The sequence below is a fragment of the Amycolatopsis sp. La24 genome, from assembly GCF_029087445.1.
GTDB lineage: Bacteria > Actinomycetota > Actinomycetes > Mycobacteriales > Pseudonocardiaceae > Amycolatopsis > Amycolatopsis nivea.
Genome location: NZ_JARACH010000007.1, coordinates 150,735 through 169,370, shown reverse-complemented (window position 1 = coordinate 169,370; position 18,636 = coordinate 150,735). Strand labels below are relative to the sequence as shown.

Below are 18,636 nucleotides of genomic sequence, written 5' to 3'. Positions count from 1 at the left end.
CTGAAATGGGTCTAAAGTTGAAGTCACTTCAGTTTTAGGAGGGTGTCATGACGGTGCTGGTGACCGGGGGAAACGCGGGGATCGGCTACTTCGTCGCGGAGCAGTTAGCCGAGGCGGGGGTGGAAGTGGTCCTCGGCAGCCGGGACGCGGCCAAGGCGGAGGTCGCGCTGCGGGTGCTGCGCGAGCGGGTCCCGGGGGTGCGCGCGTCGTGGGCGCGGCTGGACCTTGCCGATCTGGCGTCGGTGAAGGGGATCGAGGTCGGGGAACTCGACGCGGTCGTGCTGAACGCGGGGGTGTATCTCGAAGGGCCGGAGCGGCGGGAGACCAAGGACGGCCACGAGATGACCTTCGGGGTCAATCATCTCGGGCATTTCGCGCTGACCGCGGCGCTTCAGGACCGGTTGATGCCGGGGGCGAGGATCGTGACCATGGGCAGTTTCGCGGCGAAATCAGCGAAGCTCGATTTCGACGATCTCCAGAGCAAGCGGGATTACCAGCCGAAAACCGCGTACGAGCGGTCGAAGCTCGCGCAAACGCTCTTCGCGTTGGAGCTGGATCGGCGGCTGCGGGCGTCCGGCAGCAGCTGGCTGAGTGTGGTCGCGCATCCGGGCGGGGCATTGGACAGCCTGACTCCGGACCGGCCGCCGCTGCATGTGCGGAGCAGGAAGCTGAGTCTCGCGCGCATTGCCTTGCAGGGCAAGGATGGCGGCGCGCGGCCAGCGGTGCGGGCGGCAGTCGGTCCGGATGTCCACAGTGGTCAGATCTGGGGGCCGCGCGTGTTCGGGCTCAAGGGAAAGCCCCGGCCGGAGCCGGTGCGCGGGCCGTACGCGGACCCCGAAGCCGCCGCCCGGGTGTGGGCGGCGAGCGTGGAGCTGACCGGGGTCGAGCCGGTATTCAGCTGACGTCGATCAGCACCTTCCCGGTGACGCCCTTCTCCGACGCCTCGTGCGCACGTGCGGTTTCCGCCAGCGGGAACCGGTGCACGGGGAGCCCGTGATCCGGGCCGAGCCGGAGCCCGCCGTCGCGCAGGGCGGTGTTCAGGTCTTCCGCGCCGGCGCGCAGCCGGTCCCATCCGACGGTGTAGAGCACCAGGAACTGGTAGCGGCTGTTGAGGAAGACGTTCTGTCCAAAATCGACAGTCACGGTCCCGGTGCCGCGGTCGTCTCCGTAGGCCGCGACCACCCCGCGCGGGCGGAGAACCGCGGCGTGCAGGGGAGCGTTCACGCCGACGGCGACCTCCACGATCACGTCGACCCCGTCCGGCGCGATTTCCCGGATCGCGGCGGCGACGTCTCCTTCGGTGTACCGCACGACATGCTGCGCACCGGCGGCGCGCGCGAGCGCTGCTTTGTCCTCCGTGCTGACCGTGGCGATCACGGTCGCTCCGGCCCAGCGCGCCAGCTGGATCGCGGCGTTGCCGACCGCGCCCGCGCCGCCGCTGACGAGAATCGTCTTGCCCGCCAACGCATTCGGGGCGAGCCGCTGCGGTCCGTCCTCCGCGACGGTGAGCGCGCGGTGCGCGGTGAGCGCCGGGATCGCGAAGGCGGCACCCTCGTCGAACCCGGACTCGTCGGGGAGCGGGACGAGCCGGTCCGCCGGAAGCACGGTGTACTCCTGCGCGGTCCCGGACGTCGGCGAGTGCGCGGCGGCCAGCAGCAGCCACACCCGGTCGCCCACGGAGAATCCGTCCACCCCGGCGCCGACCGCGTCCACGACGCCCGCCCCGTCCTGGTTGGGCACGGACAACTCGGCCTCGACGCCGAAGCGGGAGCCGGAACGCGCCTTCCAGTCGGTCGGATTCACCGCGGACACGACGATCCGCACGCGCACCTCGCCCGGCCCCGGCTCGGGCACGGCGAGTTCGGACAACGTCAGCACTTCCGGGCCGCCGAACTGGCGGTAGGTCACAGCTTTCACCCTCGGTGCAATGCCCCGGCCGGCGCGGCTATTCCCGCCGGGCGACCCGCTGCAGCTTCGCGGGAGTGGCTCAGCGCCCGGCGAGCCGCGCGATCACCGGGGCGAAGTCCTGGATGAACGCGCCGTTCACGCTGTAGTACGACACCCCGAGCTCCTCCCGCCGCCGCTGCAGCTCGTCGGCCATCGCGGCCGGTCCGCCGCGCAGGAGGGTGAGGGAGTCGTGCTCGACGAGGGTTTCGTGGTCGTGCCCGATGAAACCGCGGATCCACGGCGGGATCTCTTCGCCGACGACGAAAATGTTCATCGCCAGTTCGACGTCCCGGCCGCCGGCCGCCGAGCGGATCTCGGCGGCGTACTCCGCGGTCTCGGCGCGGCTCGCGAGTACGCTGCCCGCGAGAGTGACGATGTCTGCCCGTTCCCCGGCCAGCCGCCGGGCTTTCGGACCGCCCGCGGCGACCATCACCGGCGTGTGCGCGTCACCGTCGAGGCGGCGCAGGTGCGAGATCGTGTCCGACACCTGAGCGAGCCGCTCCGGGCCGGTGCCGTACGGCAGGCCCAGTTCGGCGGCGGCCTCGCGCATCGGCGGGATCCCGGTGCCGATCCCCATCTCGAACCGGCGCTCGGTGAGCACGCTGAGGCTGTGCGCCTCCCACGCGGCCGCGCGCGGCGTGCGCAGCGGGCTGGCGTAGACGAACGTGCCGACGCGCAGTTCGGTCGTCACCGCCGCGGCGACGGCCAGCGCCGCGGTCGGGGTGGGGAGGCGGAGATTGTCCGGCGACAGCAGAGTCGAATATCCGAGATCCTCCGCACGGCGGGCCGTTTCGCGCCATTTCGCGCCGCCCTCCTGCGCTGCCGCGACCACCCCGAACCGAAATGTTTTTCCCGCCATGGCACCAGAAAACCACGGCTGCCGCACTCGCGCCAGCAAATGCGGCAGCCGGGTGAGTCAGCCGCGCTGGTACTGCTCCCAGGTCAGCTTCGGGTTGACCGCGGGGCCGTCGTCCTTGCCGTGGTTGGCGAGGCCGTTCTGCCCGAGGTAATAAGCGCCGACCTGGTGCTGCGCGCCCGAGGACAGATCCGGGTCGTTCACCGCGATCGCGTGGATGTGGTAGCCCCAGTCGCCCTGGGACGGCGTGCGCACCCAGGCCGCGAACCCGACTTTCCGGAGATCCTTGGCGAATTCAGTGCGGGTCGCCGAGGACATGTTCGCCACCGAAACGTCGAAAGCGCCGCCGCCGTCGTGCGTTCCGGCAGACGCGCCGACGCCGCCCGGGTTGTACGAGCCCTGGGTGAGGCCGACATCCTTGCCGAACAGCTTCTCCGCCGCCTGGAGCATCGCCTTGGTGCGCGTGTTCAGCGTGACGCCGTGGTAAGTCACGTGGCTGCCCGCGGACACGACGTTCGACACCGTGTACTTGCCGGAACCGAGCTTCTCCAGCGACGTCTTGCCGGGCAGACCGGACGCGTCGATTCCGGTGTAGCCAAGGGATTTCTGGTACTTCGAGTAGGCGTCGATCGTGGTGGTGCCGAAGTAGCCGTCGACGTACTTGGCGTCCAGCAGCCCCTTCGCCTGCAGCGCCTTTTCGACCAGCAGGACGCTGTCGTGCGCGCCCGGGGTCTGCGTGCTGTCGGCGCGCTGCGGGTCGATCTGGGCCGCGAGCAGCACGGCCTCCATGTTCGCCGCCGGCAGCGCCGCGGCTACGCCCGGAACGGCGACGGCGACCGTGGCCGCCGCCGCGGCTCCGGCGGTGAGCACTGCGAGTTTCCTGAGCATCCGTGTCCTCCCGGTCCTGGTCGGTCCGGGCCGAGCATCGCCGAACGGGATACACGGGACGTACAAATGCGGCTCGACCTCACTCCAGCCACTCGGTGACGAACCGGTCGTTCTCGTGGATGTGCACCGCCTCGTAGGGTCCGGGACCGAGGGAAACGAACTTGTGCGGGGTGTTCGCCGGAGCGACGAGCACCTCCCGGGCGACCCCTTCGCGCTGCTCCTCGCCGATGGTGAACAACGCGCGCCCGCGCTGGATGACGAAGGTTTCGCGGTAGGGATGCCGGTGCAGCCGAGGTCCGGTCCCGGGCTCGGTGGCGTATTCGCGGATGACGGAGACGCCGGAGCCGACCTCGTGGCCCTCGACGTCCCGGGTGGCAGGTTCTGTCATGTCCGTCGAGGCTAGCCCGGCAGGCACGCGAAGCGCAGGTCTGTGCGGAAACCCCGGACGGAATCTGATTCCGACCTCCGCAGGAGTCTGCCGTGCCGCCGGTCGGATGTCTGTCCGGTCGAAACCGGCCAGATCTCTGTCATCCGGTTGACCTCGCCGCCCGCGAGCCGGAAAGGTCGGACAACACGAGGTCTGGGAGGTGCCGTGCGGTACTCAGTCGTGGCAGCGTTGGCGACGGCGGCGGTCGTCGGAGCGGGGACCGTCGCGGCGGCCGCGCCGCAGGCGGCCCTGGTCGGCGATCCGGCGGCGTACGTGGATCCGCTCATCGGGACCGGCCGCGGCGGCACCTCGGTCGGCGAGATCAACAACTTTCCCGGGCCCGCGGCGCCGTTCGGGATGATGCAGTTCTCGCCGGACACCGACGGGTCCTACGCCGGCTACCAGTACCACAGCGACAAGATTCGCGGTTTCAGCCTCGACCACGCGTCGGTCGGCTGCAACGCGTTCGGCGACGTTCCGATCCTGCCGGTCACCGGCGACGTCGGGGCGAAACCGTGGGACCGGGTCGAGCGCTTCACCCACGACGGCGAGCAGGCTGAACCCGGCTATTACGCGGTCACCTTCCCCGATTCCGGCGTGCGCACCGAGCTGACCGCGACCACCCGCACGGGGATGGCGGCGTTCACCTTCCCGGCGGGGCAGAACGCGCAGGTGCTCGTGAAGGGCGGCGCGAGCCTGGCGGGCAACTCCGCGGCGGGGCTGCGGATCACCGGCGACCGCGAGGTCAGCGGCCAGGCGACGACCGGCCACTTCTGCGGAAAACCGAACAAGTACACCGTCTACTACGACATCACCTTCGACCGTCCGTTCACCGCGCACGGCACCTGGGACGGCAAAACCGTCCAGCCCGGCAGCGACCAGGTCGACGCGCCGAAAGCCGGGGCGTACCTGACGTTCGGCGACGCCGGCGTGGTCCACGCGAAGGTCTCGATGTCCTATGTGGACGTTCAGGGCGCGAAGAAGAACATGACCCCCGGCTGGGACTTCGCCGCGATGCGCAAGGGCACCAAGGACGCCTGGCGCGACGCACTCGGCCGGATCCGCGTGGCGGGCAAGGACTCCGCGCAGCTCAAGACGTTCTACACCGCGCTCTACCACGGCCTGATGCACCCCAACACGTTCAACGACGCCGACGGCCGCTACCTCGGCTTCGACAACCAGGTCCGCACGCTCCCGGCCGGGCATTCGCAGTATGCCAACTTCTCCGACTGGGATACCTACCGCTCGCTCGCGCCCCTGCACGGCATGCTGTTCCCGAAGGAAGCCAGCGACATGGCGCAGTCGCTGACCAACGACGCGGTCCAGGGCGGCTGGTGGCCGCGCTGGCCGATGGCCAACGGCTACACCGGGCAGATGACCGGCGACAGCTCGGTCGCGCTGCTGTCGAGCCTCTACGCCTTCGGCGCGCGCGACTTCGACGTCAAGACCGCGTTGAAGTACCTGGTCAAGGGTGCGACGTCGGTGGACGAGACGCCCGGCGCGTACCAGGAACGCCGGGGGATCGCGGACTATCTCGCCCGCGGCTACCTGCCCAACAACGACGCCTCCCGCGGCGACCACGCCCGCGTCGGCGCCTCGATCACGCTGGAATGGGCGATCGACGACTTCGCCATCTCGCAGTTCGCGGGTGCGATCGGCGACCGAGGCGTCGCCCGCGACTTCGCGAAACGCGGCCAGAACTGGCAGCATCTGTTCAACCCGGCGACCGGCTACCTGCAGCCGCGCGGCCAGGACGGCCGGTTCCCGGACGGCCCGGCCTACCAGCCGCCCGCGCCCGGCACCTTCGGCCAGGACGGTTTCGACGAGGGCAACGCCGCGCAGTACACCTGGCTCGTGCCGCAGGACACGGCCGGGCTGGTGACCGCGATGGGCGGTCCGGCGGCGGTGTCCGCGCGGCTCGACACGTTCTTCCAGAAGCTCAACGTCGGCCCGAACGAACCGTACATGTGGGCGGGCAACGAGCCCGACTTCGGCGTTCCCTGGATGTACAACCACGTCGGCCAGCCGTGGAAGACCCAAGAGGTGGTGCGCCGGATCGCGACCACTCTGTTCAGCGCTACGCCAGATGGAGAGCCCGGAAACGACGACCTCGGCGCGCAATCGTCCTGGTACGTCTGGGCCGCGCTGGGCCTGTACCCGTCGACTCCGGGCACGCCGGACCTCACCGTGCACAGCCCGCTGTTCGAGCGCGCGGTGCTGACCCTGCCCGGCGGCCGCACGCTGGACATCCGCGCGCCGGAAGCCTCGACGACCACGCAGTACGTCCACGGCCTCGCGCTGAACGGGCACCGGTGGGACCGGACGTCGCTGCCGCAAGATCTCGCGCGCAACGGCGGTCGGCTCGACTTCGCGCTGTCCGCGCAGCCGGACCGGAACTGGGCGGCGAACACGCAACCACCGTCCTATCGGGACAACGAGGAACCGTTCGTCGGCTCGGTCGCCAACCAGGTGACCCTCGAACCGGGCGGCTCCGGCACGGTCGCGGTGAACGGCCAGCGGCTCGGCGGGCACCTGCGCTCGCTGAACCTCTCGACGTCGGCGCCCGCCGGGATCACCGTGTCCGGACCGCGTTCGGTGTGGCTCGACAACCACACCGGCGGCGGGAAAACGGACCTGACCGTGACCGCGGCGGCGGGCACTCCCGCGGGTTACTACGAAGTGCCGGTGACATTGCGCGGAGCCGGACATTCCGTTTCTTCCTCGGTAATTGTTTTGGTCGCGCCGAAGGGAAGCCTCGCCGCGACCTTCGGCAATGCCGGGATTTCCGACGACGGCGACGGCGGTTCGGCGAATTTCGACGGTGCCGGAAACAGCTATTCGCGGAAAGCGCTGGCGGACGCCGGTCTCGCTCCGGGTTCGACCGGACACGCGGCGGGCACGACGTTCGTCTGGCCCGCCGCGCCGTCCGGCCGTCCGGACAACGCGGTGCCGTCCGGGCAGAAGCTCGATCTAGGTGGAACTTCAGCCGCCCGCCTGCTTTTCGTCGGTTCGGCGACGAACGGAGACCATCGCGGGAGCGCGACGGTCGCGTTCACCGACGGCACGACGGCGACCGCCGATCTTTCGTTCGGTGACTGGGTGTTGCCGGGCGGAAAAACCGAACCAGTGTTCGGCAATACGCTCGTGGCCCGCACCGCGTACCGGAATCAGCCCGGCGGCCAGGGAATCGGCGCATCGGTCTACGCGACGTCGCCGCTGGAAATCCCGGCGGGCAAGAAGATCGCGACGGTGACGCTCCCGTCCGATCCGGACCTCCACGTATTCGCCCTCGGCCTCGGCTGAGTTTGTCAAGCGGGATTCCCAGGGTGTGATCTGTTCGGGGGTTCCGGAATTTCTCGGCCCCCTTCGTCGTAAGTCACTGGCGTGCTCACGACGAAGGGGAGTGGCGTGAACGAAACACGCGAAGCGCCGAAAGCCGGGAGCCAGCTGAAGCTGGTGCTCGTGCTGGGCGTTCTGGTGGCACTGGGGCCGCTGTCCATCGACATGTATCTGCCGGCTCTGCCGGACATCACCCGCGAACTGTTGACGACGGAGTCGACGATCCAGCTGACCCTCACCGGAACGGTGCTGGGGCTCGGCCTGGGCCAGCTGATCGCCGGCCCGCTCTCGGACGCGATGGGGCGGCGGATTCCGCTCGTCGCGGGAAGCGCGATCCACGTGCTCGCGTCGCTGCTGTGCCTGGTCGCGCCGACGGTCGAGCTGCTGAGCGCGGCGCGCGTGCTGCAGGGGCTGGGCGCCTCGGCGGGCGCGGTGCTGGCGCTGGCCGTGGTGCGCGACCTCTACACCGATCGCGCCGCGGCGAAACTGCTGTCCAAGCTCATCCTGGTGATGGGCGTGTCCCCGGTGCTGGCCCCGACGCTCGGCAGCGCGCTGCTGGCGTGGACGCACTGGCGCGGGGTGTTCGTGGCGCTCGCCGCGATCGGGCTGGCGAGCGGCGTCGCGGCGGCGCTGGCGCTGCCGGAGACCCTGCCGCCCGCGCGGCGGCAGCCGTTCAAGGTCCGGGCGACCATGCGGTCCTACCGGACGCTGTTCACCGACCGCTCGTTCGTCGGGCTGGTGCTGGTGGCCGGGTTCGCGATGGCCGGGCTGTTCGCGTTCGTCAGCGGCGGGTCGTTCGTCTTCCAGCAGCAGTACGGGCTCGACCAGCAGCAGTTCGGCCTGATGTTCGGGGCGAGCGCGGTGTGGCTGATCGCCGCGACGCAGGTCAACGCCCGGCTGATGAACCGGTTCGAACCGCACCAGGTGCTGCTTTTCGCGAGCGTCGCGGCGGCGGCCTCGGCCGCGGTGCTGCTGGTGACCGCGCTGACCGGCTTCGGCGGCATGTTCGGCGTCGCGGTGCCGGTGTGGGTGGTGCTGTTCTTCGCCGGGCTGATCCTGCCGAACGCGCCGGCGGTCGCGCTCGACGCGCATGGCGACAACGCCGGGACCGCGGCGTCGCTGCTGGGCGCGGTGCAGTTCGGCGTCGGCGCGGCGGTGTCGCCGGTGGTCGGCCTGCTGGGCAACAACGCGGTCGCGATGGCGACGGTGATGTTCGGCGGACTGGTGGTGTCCGGCCTGGTGCTGTGGCTGGTCGCGCGGCCGTGGCAGGGCCGGGCGGCCGAGCCGGAGGTGCTGGCCGACACCCGGGTCCCGGTGGCCGTCGACTGAGGTGGCTCGTGGGTGGCGGTGCCGGTGCGCCCCGGCATCGCCGCTCACATGCTGCGGAGCACCGAGACGACCACGCCGAGCACCGTGGCCCGGTCGCCGTCGATCACGTCGTAGGCCGGGTTGCGGGGCTCGAGGTAGACGTGCCCGTCGCGGCGGCGGTAGACCTTGACCGTCGCCTCCTCGTCGATCATCGCGGCGACGATCTGCCCCGAATGCGCCTCGGGCTGCTGCTTGACCACGACGATGTCGCCGTCGCAGATCGCCGCGTCGACCATCGAATCGCCGCGCACGCGCAGCCCGAACACGGTGCCGCGGCCGGTGAGCCCGCGCGGCAGCTGCATGACGTCGTCCACGTGCTCCTGCGCGGAGATCGGCGTGCCCGCGGCGATGTCGCCGACCACCGGCACCGGCACGGAGTCGCTGCTTTCGCGCGTGGGCAGGTCGCCGAGGAAGGCGCGCACGTCGATCGGGCGGGAGACGGTGGGGCTGCGCCGCAGGAACCCCTTGTCCTCCAGCGCGGCGAGATGCTTCGACACCGAGGACGTCGACCGCAGCCCGACCGCTTCGCCGATCTCGCGCGTGCTCGGCGAGTATCCGTGCCTGCCCACCCAGTCCCGGATGGTGGCGAGGATGCGCTGCTGCCGCTCGGGCAGGGCCGAAGCGTCCAGGTCGTCGAAGACGTCGTCGTAGGCGGTCACGGGGCCGATCGTAGACGGCGGGCGGGCCGGTCGCCGGGGCCGGGGCGGTTGTTCCACTGTGGACGGTGGATGCGCTTGGTAGAGTGTTCCCTCCGGAGGGTGACGGAGGGGACCGGGGATGACTCAGCCGGCAGTACGGCCGAAGGTGACGGGGATCGGCATCGCGGTGGCGGTGGTCCTCGCACTGCTGGAGACCTATGTGGTACTCGGCGGATTCTGGTCGGTCGGCACAATCGTGAGCGTTGGAGGCCGCGCTGGCCCGTCCAGTTATCTGTCTGCGGCGTCCCTGGTGCTGGCGATCGCGGTGCTCGTCGGCATCGTGTTGATTTTCCCGCGGCGGCAATCGGTCGGCCGGATTCTGCTGTGGGGCGCGCCGGTGCAGCTGCTGTGCGCGCTCGCCGGGGTGATCCTCGCTCATTCCTGGTGGGACACCATCGCGTTCGGCGTGATCGCGATCCTGGCGGTGGTGCTGTGGCTGCCCGCGGTGTCCGCGAAGACGCCTCCGCCCGTGGGATACGGAATGCCTTACGGGGCACCGGTTCCGGGGATGCCGCAGTATCCGATGGGACAGCAGTATCCGGGGCAGCAGTATCCGCAGCAGTACGGCGCTCCGGGAATGCCGCAGCAGTACCCGCAGCAGCCGCAGTATCCCCAGCAGCCGTATCCGCAGCAGCCGATGCCGGGGCAATGGCCCGCCTCCGGCCCGCCGCAGCAGAATTGGCCGGGCCAGTGATCACTGCCCGGCGAAGTGCCGCTGCTCGTCCGTGACCTCGGTGAGCACCCGCTTGAACTCGGCGTACTCGGCCTGGCCGAGGCGCTGGGCGTGCCGGTCCTCGATCCCGGCGAGAATGCGGGTCGAGGCCGCGATCATGGCCTGTCCGCGTTCGGTCGGGCAGACGAGTTTCGCCCGCCGGTCGGCCGGGTCGGGGCGGCGTTCGACGTAGCCGAGCGTCGCGAGTTCGTCGACCATCGTGCCGATGACCTGCTTACGCCGTCCGGAGAGACGGGACAGTTCGGTCGCGCGGGCGCCGTCCGGGCCGAGGTAGGCGAGCACCGCGCCGTGCCGGGGGCTCAGGTCGGCGAAACCCTCGGCGGCCAGCGCGGTGAACAGTTCCCGCTGCACCGCGAACAGCAACCGCCCGGCGAGCATGCCGAGGTCGGGGTGTGCGGGCATTCGGGGGTCGGGCACGGCGGAGATCGTAGCGCGGGGTCAGGACCGCCGGGGGAGGACACAGAATTCGTTGTCTTCGGGGTCTTTCAACACAATCCAGTGGTCGTTCTCCGGATCTTCCACGACTTTCGCGCCAAGCGTGACGAGGCGGGCCACTTCGTCGCGCTGTTCCACGGTGTCCGGCGCGATGTCCAGGTGCAGCCGGTTCTTGACGGTCTTCCCCTCGGGCACCGGCTGGAACAGCAGCGACGGCCGGTCCGGCGCTTTCAGTTCGACGTAGGCGAGTCCGTGGCTGTCCGGCCACCGCTCGGCAGGCGGGTAGCCCAGCGCTTCCCGCCAGAATTCGGCGAGCGCGTCGGCGTCTCGGCAGTCGACGGTGACGGCGATCAGGTGGCTGCTCATGATCGGGGAATTACCCGCGATCGGCCGCGGTTATGCCCGGGATCTTGTTTGTCCACAGTGGACGGTCAATGCGGGTGGGCGAGCAGCGTGCCGAGACCCGGTCCGGCGGCAGGCCGGCCGAGCAGGGTGAGGCAGTGCCAGAGCGTCACCTGCGTCGCGGTCAGCACGGGTTTGCCCGCCCGGTTTTCGAGCTCGGCGAGCAGCGGCGCGGTGTGCAGGGCGGTCTCCGGGAGCAGGACGGCCTGGGCGTCCGGCGAGGCCGCGGAATCGACCAGTTCGCGGATGCGGCCGCTGTCCCACGCCGCCAGATCGCGGTCCGAACCGGCATCGGCCGACACGGCGTGCACGGTGGCGATGTCTTCCTCGGCAAGGAACGCCGAGAACGCGTCGGTGATGTCCGGCGCGTATACCGAGGCGAGCGAGATCCGCTTGAGGCCGAGCCGGTGCGCGGCGGCGAGGAACGCCAGTGACGTGCTGCTCGCCGGGACGCCCAGCGCGTCCGTCAGGGCGTCGGTCTGCGTCTTGGCCACGGCGACGCCGTCGAGGAAACTGCAGCTCGCGCACACCCAGCTGACCACGCGCGGGGACGTCGTGAACTTCGCCGCCGTCCGGACCAGCCGGTCCGGCTCGCTCAGCTCGCGCACGGCGGTCTGGACGTTCTCCCGCTCGACCACGCGCCGCGCCCAGGGCACGTAGGCGAACTCCACGCCGGGCCGGGCGTCCAGGCATCCGGCGAGGGCGGTGAAGTCGTCCTCGGCGCAATCGCGAGTGGGATACAGCAGACCGATCATCTCGGGCAGTGTCGCACTCGTTCGCCCGGACGGCAGAACTTCAGGAGCCGGGACCGGAGTAGATCTCGTCGGCGGAGGGGGCCTTGGCCGGGCGGGGGTCGCCCAGGTCGAGGTCCAGCGCCCCGTCCCGCGGGGACTCGTACCGCATCAGGGAGTAGGTCGTCCCGAAGCGCCCGAGGTAGATCGCCTTGCTGCCGTTCCGGTAGCGCACCGCCGGAGTGCCCTCCAGGTCGACGGGTTCGCCCGCGGAGTAGCCGGGCTGGCCGAGCTCGTCGGCGGCGGAGTCGAGGAAGGAGTCGCAGTCCAGGAGGTCCTTCAACTTCGCGCCGCGGCCGTGGAGCAGCGGAGCGTCCGCCGGCAGCCACTTGCCGTCCATTGTCGACATGGCTCGGGCGGACAGTCCGGTGATCTTCGCCAGCGCGGCGGTGACTTTGATCCACACCTTGTCGCCGACGCGCACCAGCGACAGCGGCGCGCCGTCCTTCTCGATCGAACCGCTCGCACTGTCGTGGTTGAGCTGCAGGTCGACGGTGAGGCCGTCGGCGCTCGTGCCTTTGAGGTGGACCGCCCTGGCCATGCCCAGTTCGTTCGCGACGGTGTCCCCGACCGTCGCGGCATCGGGCGGCGCGTCGAACGGCTTGACCGGCGAACTCGCCGCCGCGCTGACCAGCGGCAGGGTTGGACTCCCTCCGGCACCGGAGCAGGCGGCGCACACGAGCGCGGCCGCAATGGCACCGCAGCGCAGGAGGAGACGGTTTGGGACCGGGCGAGTCATGCGGTTTCCGTTCGGGACAGGCCTGGGACACCCCCGGGCGCATCCGGTTATCGCAAGGTCCGGCGGTTCGTTACGGCTGTGGTCCACAGTGGACGCGAGGCTGTCTGGTCAGGAACCGGGACCGGAGTCGAGCGACACCCGCTTGTCGTTCACCATCGCGGCGGCCGCGGCGGGCAGTCCGGCCTTCTTGGTGAGCGACTTGCTGAACCGCATCCAGATCTTGTCGCCGACGCGCAGCACGGGGACCTCGACGCCGTCCTTCTCGATCGAGCCGCTGACGCTGTCCTTGTTGAGCTGCAGGTCGATCTTGATGTCGCCGCCGCTGTTGACCGTGCCCTTGACGTGGACCGCGGTCGATTTCTTCATCGCCGCCTTGATGGCCGCGGGGTCGAGCGGGTCGGCGGTCCGTTACGGCTTATCTCGGCCCAAAGCGGATTCGTGACGCTGCGGTCCACAGTGGACGCAAGGCCTCGCGCTCCCGAACGGCGCGGGAACGCGAGGCCGTCCGGTCAGGAGCCGGGGCCGGAGAAAATCTCGGCAGCGGGCGGGGCCTGGGCCGGGACGGGCTGGTCCCAGCCGCTGAATTCCATCGTGCCTTCCGAGGGGGACTCGAGCCGCAGCAGGCGGTGGGAGCCCTCGGCTTCGAGGAAGATCGTCCGGCTGCCGTTCTTGTAGCGCAGCGCCGGGGTTCCCGCCACGTCGGCGGGTTCGGCCGCGGAGTAGCCGGGCTTGTCGACGTCGTCGGCCATGGAGCCGATGAAGACGTCGAAGTCCATGAACAGCTTGAACACCTCGCCCATGCCCTGGGCGAGCGGGGAGTCGAGCGACACCCACTTGTCGTTCACCATCGCCGCGGCCTCGGCGGGCATCCCGGTCTCCTTGACCAGCGACTTGCTGAACCGCATCCAGACCTTCTCGCCGACGCGCAGCACCGGCACCTCGACGCCGTCCTTCTCGATCGAGCCGCTCACGCTGTCCTTGTTGAACTGCATGTCGACCTTCATCTTGCCGTCTTCGCTCTTCGTGCCCTTGACGTGGACCGCGGTCGACTTCTTCATCGCGGCCTTGACGGTCGCGCCGACGGTGGCGGCGTCGGGCGCGGCGGCGGACGGCGAGGCGGGTGCGGCGGGCGAACTCGCGGCCGCGCCGGCGGCGGGCGGCGGGGCGGCGTTCCCGCCGGAGCCGGAGCCGGAGCAGGCGGTGCACGCGAGCGCGGCGGCGGCCGCTACGGCGCCCCAGCGCAGGAGGAGACGGTTCGAGACCGGGCGAATCATGCGGTTTCCGTTCGGGACAGGCCCAGGACGCCCCGGGCACATCCGGTTATTCGCCCGGCTCAGGCTTTCGTTACCGCTTGTCCGGTTTCGTCACATATCTGTGACTCACGGCCTGGTCCACAGTGGACGAACCAGGCTCAGCTGGCGGCGCGGGTGGCGGCGAAACCGGGATGCGGCAGCCGCTGCGGGCGGCCGTCCGGGTGGTACTCGAAATGCCACCATTCGTTGTCGTACACGCGATACAGGCCGAACCGTCCGCCGTGGGCTTCGAGCCACTGCGCGCCTTCGTAGGGCCGCACGTCGAGCGCGACGCCCCGCACGTGCTGCGATTGCGCGGGCGGGAGCGTGAGGTGCAGGGCGAGTTCGTGCGAACCGGCGCGCTGGACTTCGGCATGGAACAGGTCGGCCTGCGTCGCGGCGTCCCGGTGACCGGAAGTCAGGCCGAGCAGGATTCCGTGCCGCCACAACGCTTCGGTGCGCGCCGCGGTGAATGCGGCGTGCGTGCCGGGGGTGAGCCCGGCGAGGTTTTCGGCCGGATAGCGGGCCCCCAGCGCCCACTGGCACGCGACGTGCCGTGCCCGGCCCCGCGCGACCACCCACGCGACCGGCACGAAAAGCACCGCGAGCACGTGGGTGACCACTCGGTAGATTCCGGTCACTGCAACGCCTTCACGACCGCGGCGGCGGCCTGCGCGATCAGCTTGTCGTCGGTCTTCGCGTCCTTCTGCGGGCGATCGGACAGCACAGTGAGCACGATCGGCGCGCGGTGCGGCGGCCAGAGCACGGCGATGTCGTTGCGCGTGCCGTAATCGGCGGACCCGGTCTTGTCCGCGACCTGCCAGTCCGCGGGCACGCCGGCGCGGATCACGTGCGCGCCGGTGGTGTTGGCGCGCATGATCTTGGTCAGCACGGCCTGTTTGTCCGCCGGGAGTCCCGAGTCGAGCGCGACGGCGCGCAGGTCCTTGGCCCAGACTCGCGGGGTGGTCGTGTCCCGGACGTCACCAGGGCTCGTCTCGTTGAGAGCGGGCTCGATGCGGTCCACGTGGGTGACCGTATCCCCCAGCCGGCGCAGCTCCGCAGCCAGCCCGGCGGGACCCCCGATTTCGCGGAACATGAGGTTATCCGCCGTGTTGTCGCTGTAACGCAGCGCAGCGTCGAGGACGCTCTGTAACGACATTTGCTCCCCGATGTGCTTCTCCGTAATCGGGGAATTGGGCACGAGATCGCTTTGCCGAACCGTGACCGTGCGGGCCAGATCATCCCCGCGGTGCAGGATCGCTGCCGCGTTGAACACCTTGTGCGTGGAAGCGTAGGCAAACCGGTCGTCCGCGTGATAGGCGACCTCGCGGCCGTCGCCGGTGTCGATCGCGTAGACGCCGAGCCGGGCGCCGAAAGCCTTCTCCAGCGCGGCGAAATCCGGCTGCGCGACTGTCTTGGCCGCCGCCGGCGCGGCGGACTGCGCGGAACTCGCCGGGGCGTCGGGTGTTGCTGGTGTGGCACATGAGGCTAGCGCGACCAATGCGAACGCGGCCAGGGTCAGCCTGCGGAACACGGGGTTCTCCCTCCGAAGTCGATCAACTCCCCAGCAGCGTGCCCGCGTCCGGTTCATGCGGTCCAAGACACTTCCGTGCGACATGATGCGAATCTGGCATAAGCTCTGGTCGTGGACTTGGTCGGCTGCTGCAAAGCGTTCGTGAGCGTGACCGAAGCGGGGAGCTTCACCGGCGGCGCGGCGGTCGCGCGGATCCCGCAGCCGGTGGCGAGCCGCCGGATCGCCGCGCTCGAGAAGCACCTGGGGGAGCGGCTGTTCGACCGGTCGACCCGGCGGGCGCGGCTCACGCCGTTCGGGCGGGACCTGCTGCCGTCCGCGCAACGCCTGGTCCGGCTCGCCGAGGCGATGGAATCGGACGCGCAGCGCGCGCGTCGGCGGCCGTTGCGGCTGGCGGTCCCGGACACGTCGACCACCCGCGATCTCGCCGAGCTCGAAGCGCAGGCGCGGACAGTGGAGGTCTTCCTGGAGTTCCGCGTCGCCGGGCCGGCCGAGCGGGCCGAACTGGTGCGGACGCAGGAGGTGCGGGCCGCGCTGGTCGCGGTGCCGCCGGAGGACGGGGTGTGGACGGTGCCGCTCGGGCTGGCGAGCGAGGCCGAGCCGGACGAAGCCGTGGTGCACCTGGAAACCCTGCGCGCGGGCCGGTCGCCCGGAGCACGCCGCCGGGTGTGGGTGCAGCCGGAGGACGACGTGCCGCATGTTCGCGACCGCGTGTTCCGCGCCCGCGATGCGGCCGGGCTGCTGCCCGCGCAGGTCGAGGTCGCCGGGACGCTGACGACGGCCGCGGCGAGCGTGATCGGGTCGGCGGATCTGCTGTTGTGCTCGGCGGACCAGGCGCGGGAACTGGGGCTGGCGTGGCGTCCGGTGGGCGGCGCCCGGCTCGCGCGGGGATACGACGTGGCGGCGGGGCTGGGCGACGACGTCGACCGGGTGCGGACGCCATTGCGTGCGGCGATCGCGCGGTGCCTGGGGGCGGAGGTCGCGACGGGGGAGCGCGCTCGCCGTCCGGGCGCGGGCGGTGCGGCAGACTGGCGCCGTGAACACTGAGGCGCTGCTGGCACGGCTGCGGGACGAACTCGACGAGGGCGGGCTGCGAGGCTCGTTCCTCGTCCGCGATCTCGGGTCCGGCCGCGAGATCGGGATCGAGCCCGACCTGGAGTTCGCGACCGCGTCGCTGGTCAAGGTCCCGCTCGTCGCGGTGACGCAGGACCGGATCCGGCGCGGCGAACTGGACGGCGCGCGGCAGGTGGAGGTCGAACCCGGGCGTGCCGAGAGCGCGGGGCCGACCGGGCTGGCGCGGTTCCGGCATCCGGCGCGGGTTTCGGTCGAGGACCTGATGTACCTGGCCTCCGCGATCAGCGACAGCGCGGCGGCCGACGAACTGTTCGCCCTCACCTCGCCCGCGGAGGTCACGCGGACGGTGCGGGACTGGGGCATCACCGGCATCTCGGTGCGGCATTCGCTGAGCGAACTGAGCGACACGCCGGTGGAACGGTTCGGCGCGGCCGAGGTGCACCTCGCGCATTCGCTGGCGATCGGCGCGGTGACCGAGGGACAGGGACATCCGGTGCGGCAGCTGGACGTTTCGCGCGCGAGTTCCGGTTCGGCGCGCGCGTTCACCGATTTGCTGACCGCGTTGTGGACGCCGTCGAAAATCGACCCGGACGTGTCCGCGCGGGTGCGGCAGCTGATGGGCGAAAACCTGCTGCGCCAACGGCTGGCCCCGGATTTCGCGTCCGATTCCGCGAAGTGGTCCTCGAAAACCGGGACGCTGGTGAACCTGCGGCACGAGATCGGGGTGGTGGAGCACTCGGACGGCCAGGCGTTCGCGGTCGCCGCGCTCACCGAATCCCGGGTGCCCGCGGCGATCCAGCCGGAAGCGGAGATCTTGATGGCGCGGGTCGCGCGGGCGTTGCGGGACCACCTGCGGGCCCGCGGATAGGCCGGATCCGCCCTCGCGGCGAATCCGGCCGTTCCGCGTCAGGCCAGGCCCAGCAGCGTGAGGATGAGAACGATTCCGTGCGTCTGCATTTTCCCGCACCTCCCTCCCGGATCCAGGCACGGAAAACCCCCGCCGCGAAACAGTGCTCTTTCGCAGCTTGTCGGATTTCCGTGATTCTCGGCGAACCGCCCGGAACGAGCGGCGTGCACCCAGAATGCGATCCGGGAACGGGTGCGGACAAGGCGTTTCCTGTTTCCTCGAAAGCAGGAAACACGTGCCTAGCGCAGCGTCGGGTTTCCCCAGGCCAGCGCGGCCGGCCGGGTCGTGCGGGCAGCCGGGCCCGCCGCGGGACGGCGGATCTCGAGCCGCAGCCGCCGGACGCCGGTGACGTCGAGTTCGGTGTGCCGCGGGCTGCCGGACGCGGAATGGTCGAGGTGCCGGATTTCGCCGTCGAGCCGGACGCAGAACTGCCCGATCTGGAAATCCGCGTCCTCGGCGTCGTCGAGCACTCCGGCGACCGCGTTGAAATGCGCGTAGGAGCCGCCGAGGTCGATTTCCGCGAACGCCCACGCCCCGGAAGTCGGCCCGGCGGTGCGGAAAACGACGCTGTGCTCGTAGCTGATCCCGTCGATCCGCGCTGAGCCCGCGGTGATGTCCGCGCTCTTGTCGCGCCACGGCAGTTCGGTCGCCAGTACCGGCCCTGGCGCGGAATCCGTTGCTCCGCGCCAGATCCCGCGCACCGGACGCTCGTTCTGGCTGCGCCCGGTGATCGCGGAGATCAGCCCGGCGACGCCGTCGTCGGTGAATTCGGGAATCCGGAAATGCGTGGTGGAATACGGGGTGAGAAACGCCGGGATGTCTTCGACTGAAGCGCCGGGCAGCACCACCGGCAGGATGCGGCTGGTCTCGCGCTCCAGGTCGCGGGTGAGCGCGTCGCGCATGATCCGCGCCTCGAACTGGGAGCCGCGGCCCTCGTCGAAGGGCGCCTCGCCGTCCGCGCGCCGCCGGTAGTTCGGCGAGGCGATCACCAGCACGAAATCGGCGGCGTGGATGTTCCGGATCGCCCAGGCCGACCAGTCGATCCGGGACGCGTCGTCCCATTGGTCCAGCCGGACGTCGAGGCCGATCCGGGCACGGAGGAAGGTGGCGAAGGTCCCGACCTGCCGGTAGTGCTCGGCGGCGGTGTCGTGGGCGTAGCTGATGAAGATCCGGGGCGCGGCGGGGGCGGACATCGGGCTCCTCGAATTT

20 protein-coding genes are annotated in these 18,636 nt (G+C 70.5%); 6 read left to right on the top strand and 14 right to left on the bottom strand.

Annotation, left to right across the window (positions count from 1 at the left end; all coding sequences use genetic code 11):
• Positions 1-47 precede the first annotated feature (47 nt).
• On the top strand, positions 48-902 hold the full coding sequence (locus PUT80_RS11090) for an SDR family NAD(P)-dependent oxidoreductase (protein WP_037819485.1): 855 nt from the start codon (positions 48-50) through the stop codon (positions 900-902).
• Here PUT80_RS11090 and PUT80_RS11085 read toward each other — a convergent pair.
• The 4 genes from PUT80_RS11085 to PUT80_RS11070 all read right to left on the bottom strand — a co-directional run bounded on the left by PUT80_RS11085 (position 895) and on the right by PUT80_RS11070 (position 4,079).
• Entirely contained in the window at positions 895-1,917 is a 1,023-nt protein-coding gene (locus PUT80_RS11085; RefSeq protein WP_037819486.1) for an NADPH:quinone reductase, read from the bottom strand. The genes PUT80_RS11090 and PUT80_RS11085 overlap by 8 nt on opposite strands.
• 70 nt (positions 1,918-1,987) lie before the next feature.
• Positions 1,988-2,806, bottom strand: coding sequence for an LLM class flavin-dependent oxidoreductase (locus PUT80_RS11080; protein WP_275291835.1), 819 nt, complete (start codon positions 2,804-2,806; stop codon positions 1,988-1,990).
• A 57-nt stretch (positions 2,807-2,863) separates the two neighbouring features.
• A complete protein-coding gene (locus PUT80_RS11075; RefSeq protein WP_037819487.1) occupies positions 2,864-3,691 on the bottom strand; it encodes a hypothetical protein in 828 nt (275 codons plus the stop codon).
• Between the two features lie 79 nt (positions 3,692-3,770).
• Positions 3,771-4,079, bottom strand: coding sequence for a cupin domain-containing protein (locus tag PUT80_RS11070; protein WP_275291834.1), 309 nt, complete (start codon positions 4,077-4,079; stop codon positions 3,771-3,773).
• A gap of 204 nt (positions 4,080-4,283) precedes the next feature.
• Between PUT80_RS11070 and PUT80_RS11065 the strand changes: the two genes are divergently transcribed.
• Complete coding sequence (locus PUT80_RS11065; RefSeq protein ID WP_275291833.1) at positions 4,284-7,421, top strand: GH92 family glycosyl hydrolase; 3,138 nt, start codon at positions 4,284-4,286, stop codon at positions 7,419-7,421.
• Positions 7,422-7,526: 105 nt separating this feature from the next.
• Complete coding sequence (locus PUT80_RS11060) at positions 7,527-8,786, top strand: Bcr/CflA family multidrug efflux MFS transporter (protein ID WP_275291832.1); 1,260 nt, start codon at positions 7,527-7,529, stop codon at positions 8,784-8,786.
• A gap of 44 nt (positions 8,787-8,830) precedes the next feature.
• Here the strand turns inward: PUT80_RS11060 and lexA are convergent, their stop codons facing one another.
• Positions 8,831-9,484: a transcriptional repressor LexA gene (gene lexA / locus PUT80_RS11055; RefSeq protein ID WP_043833424.1), complete on the bottom strand. Its 654-nt coding sequence runs from the start codon at positions 9,482-9,484 to the stop codon at positions 8,831-8,833.
• A 118-nt stretch (positions 9,485-9,602) separates the two neighbouring features.
• Here lexA and PUT80_RS11050 point away from each other — a divergent pair, with 118 nt between their 5' ends.
• A complete protein-coding gene (locus PUT80_RS11050) occupies positions 9,603-10,217 on the top strand; it encodes a hypothetical protein (RefSeq protein ID WP_275291831.1) in 615 nt (204 codons plus the stop codon).
• Here PUT80_RS11050 and PUT80_RS11045 read toward each other — a convergent pair whose 3' ends face one another.
• From PUT80_RS11045 to bla, 8 genes are all read right to left on the bottom strand, one after another.
• Positions 10,218-10,673, bottom strand: coding sequence for a MarR family transcriptional regulator (locus PUT80_RS11045; RefSeq protein WP_275291830.1), 456 nt, complete (start codon positions 10,671-10,673; stop codon positions 10,218-10,220). It abuts the gene before it with no gap.
• Between the two features lie 21 nt (positions 10,674-10,694).
• Positions 10,695-11,057 carry a VOC family protein gene (locus PUT80_RS11040; RefSeq protein ID WP_238607142.1) on the bottom strand — a complete coding sequence of 121 codons (363 nt, stop codon included), beginning with the start codon at positions 11,055-11,057 and terminating at the stop codon, positions 10,695-10,697.
• A gap of 65 nt (positions 11,058-11,122) precedes the next feature.
• The gene (locus PUT80_RS11035; RefSeq protein ID WP_275291829.1) at positions 11,123-11,848 is read right to left on the bottom strand and encodes a decarboxylase; all 726 of its coding nucleotides are present in this window, start codon (positions 11,846-11,848) and stop codon (positions 11,123-11,125) included.
• 40 nt (positions 11,849-11,888) lie between these two features.
• Positions 11,889-12,623, bottom strand: coding sequence for a hypothetical protein (locus PUT80_RS11030; RefSeq protein ID WP_275291828.1), 735 nt, complete (start codon positions 12,621-12,623; stop codon positions 11,889-11,891).
• A 108-nt stretch (positions 12,624-12,731) separates the two neighbouring features.
• The gene (locus tag PUT80_RS11025) at positions 12,732-12,989 is read right to left on the bottom strand and encodes a hypothetical protein (protein ID WP_275291827.1); all 258 of its coding nucleotides are present in this window, start codon (positions 12,987-12,989) and stop codon (positions 12,732-12,734) included.
• 143 nt (positions 12,990-13,132) lie between these two features.
• A complete protein-coding gene (locus PUT80_RS11020) occupies positions 13,133-13,897 on the bottom strand; it encodes a hypothetical protein (protein ID WP_275291826.1) in 765 nt (254 codons plus the stop codon).
• A 137-nt stretch (positions 13,898-14,034) separates the two neighbouring features.
• Entirely contained in the window at positions 14,035-14,556 is a 522-nt protein-coding gene (locus PUT80_RS11015) for a D-alanyl-D-alanine carboxypeptidase family protein (RefSeq protein ID WP_037819499.1), read from the bottom strand.
• Positions 14,553-15,449, bottom strand: a complete 897-nt coding sequence (gene bla, locus PUT80_RS11010; protein ID WP_275291825.1) for a class A beta-lactamase — start codon at positions 15,447-15,449, stop codon at positions 14,553-14,555. Before bla ends, PUT80_RS11015 begins: the two co-directional genes overlap by 4 nt.
• A 111-nt stretch (positions 15,450-15,560) precedes the next feature.
• On the opposite strand from bla, the gene PUT80_RS11005 reads away from it, so the two are divergent.
• Together PUT80_RS11005 and PUT80_RS11000 are read left to right on the top strand one after the other, a co-directional pair.
• The gene (locus tag PUT80_RS11005) at positions 15,561-16,493 is read left to right on the top strand and encodes a LysR family transcriptional regulator (RefSeq protein ID WP_275291824.1); all 933 of its coding nucleotides are present in this window, start codon (positions 15,561-15,563) and stop codon (positions 16,491-16,493) included.
• Positions 16,483-17,388, top strand: coding sequence for a serine hydrolase (locus PUT80_RS11000; protein ID WP_275291823.1), 906 nt, complete (start codon positions 16,483-16,485; stop codon positions 17,386-17,388). The genes PUT80_RS11005 and PUT80_RS11000 overlap by 11 nt, the downstream gene beginning before the upstream one ends.
• A gap of 278 nt (positions 17,389-17,666) precedes the next feature.
• On the opposite strand, the gene PUT80_RS10995 is transcribed toward PUT80_RS11000, so the two are convergent.
• Complete coding sequence (locus PUT80_RS10995) at positions 17,667-18,620, bottom strand: SEFIR domain-containing protein (RefSeq protein WP_275291822.1); 954 nt, start codon at positions 18,618-18,620, stop codon at positions 17,667-17,669.
• Positions 18,621-18,636: the final 16 nt, after the last annotated feature.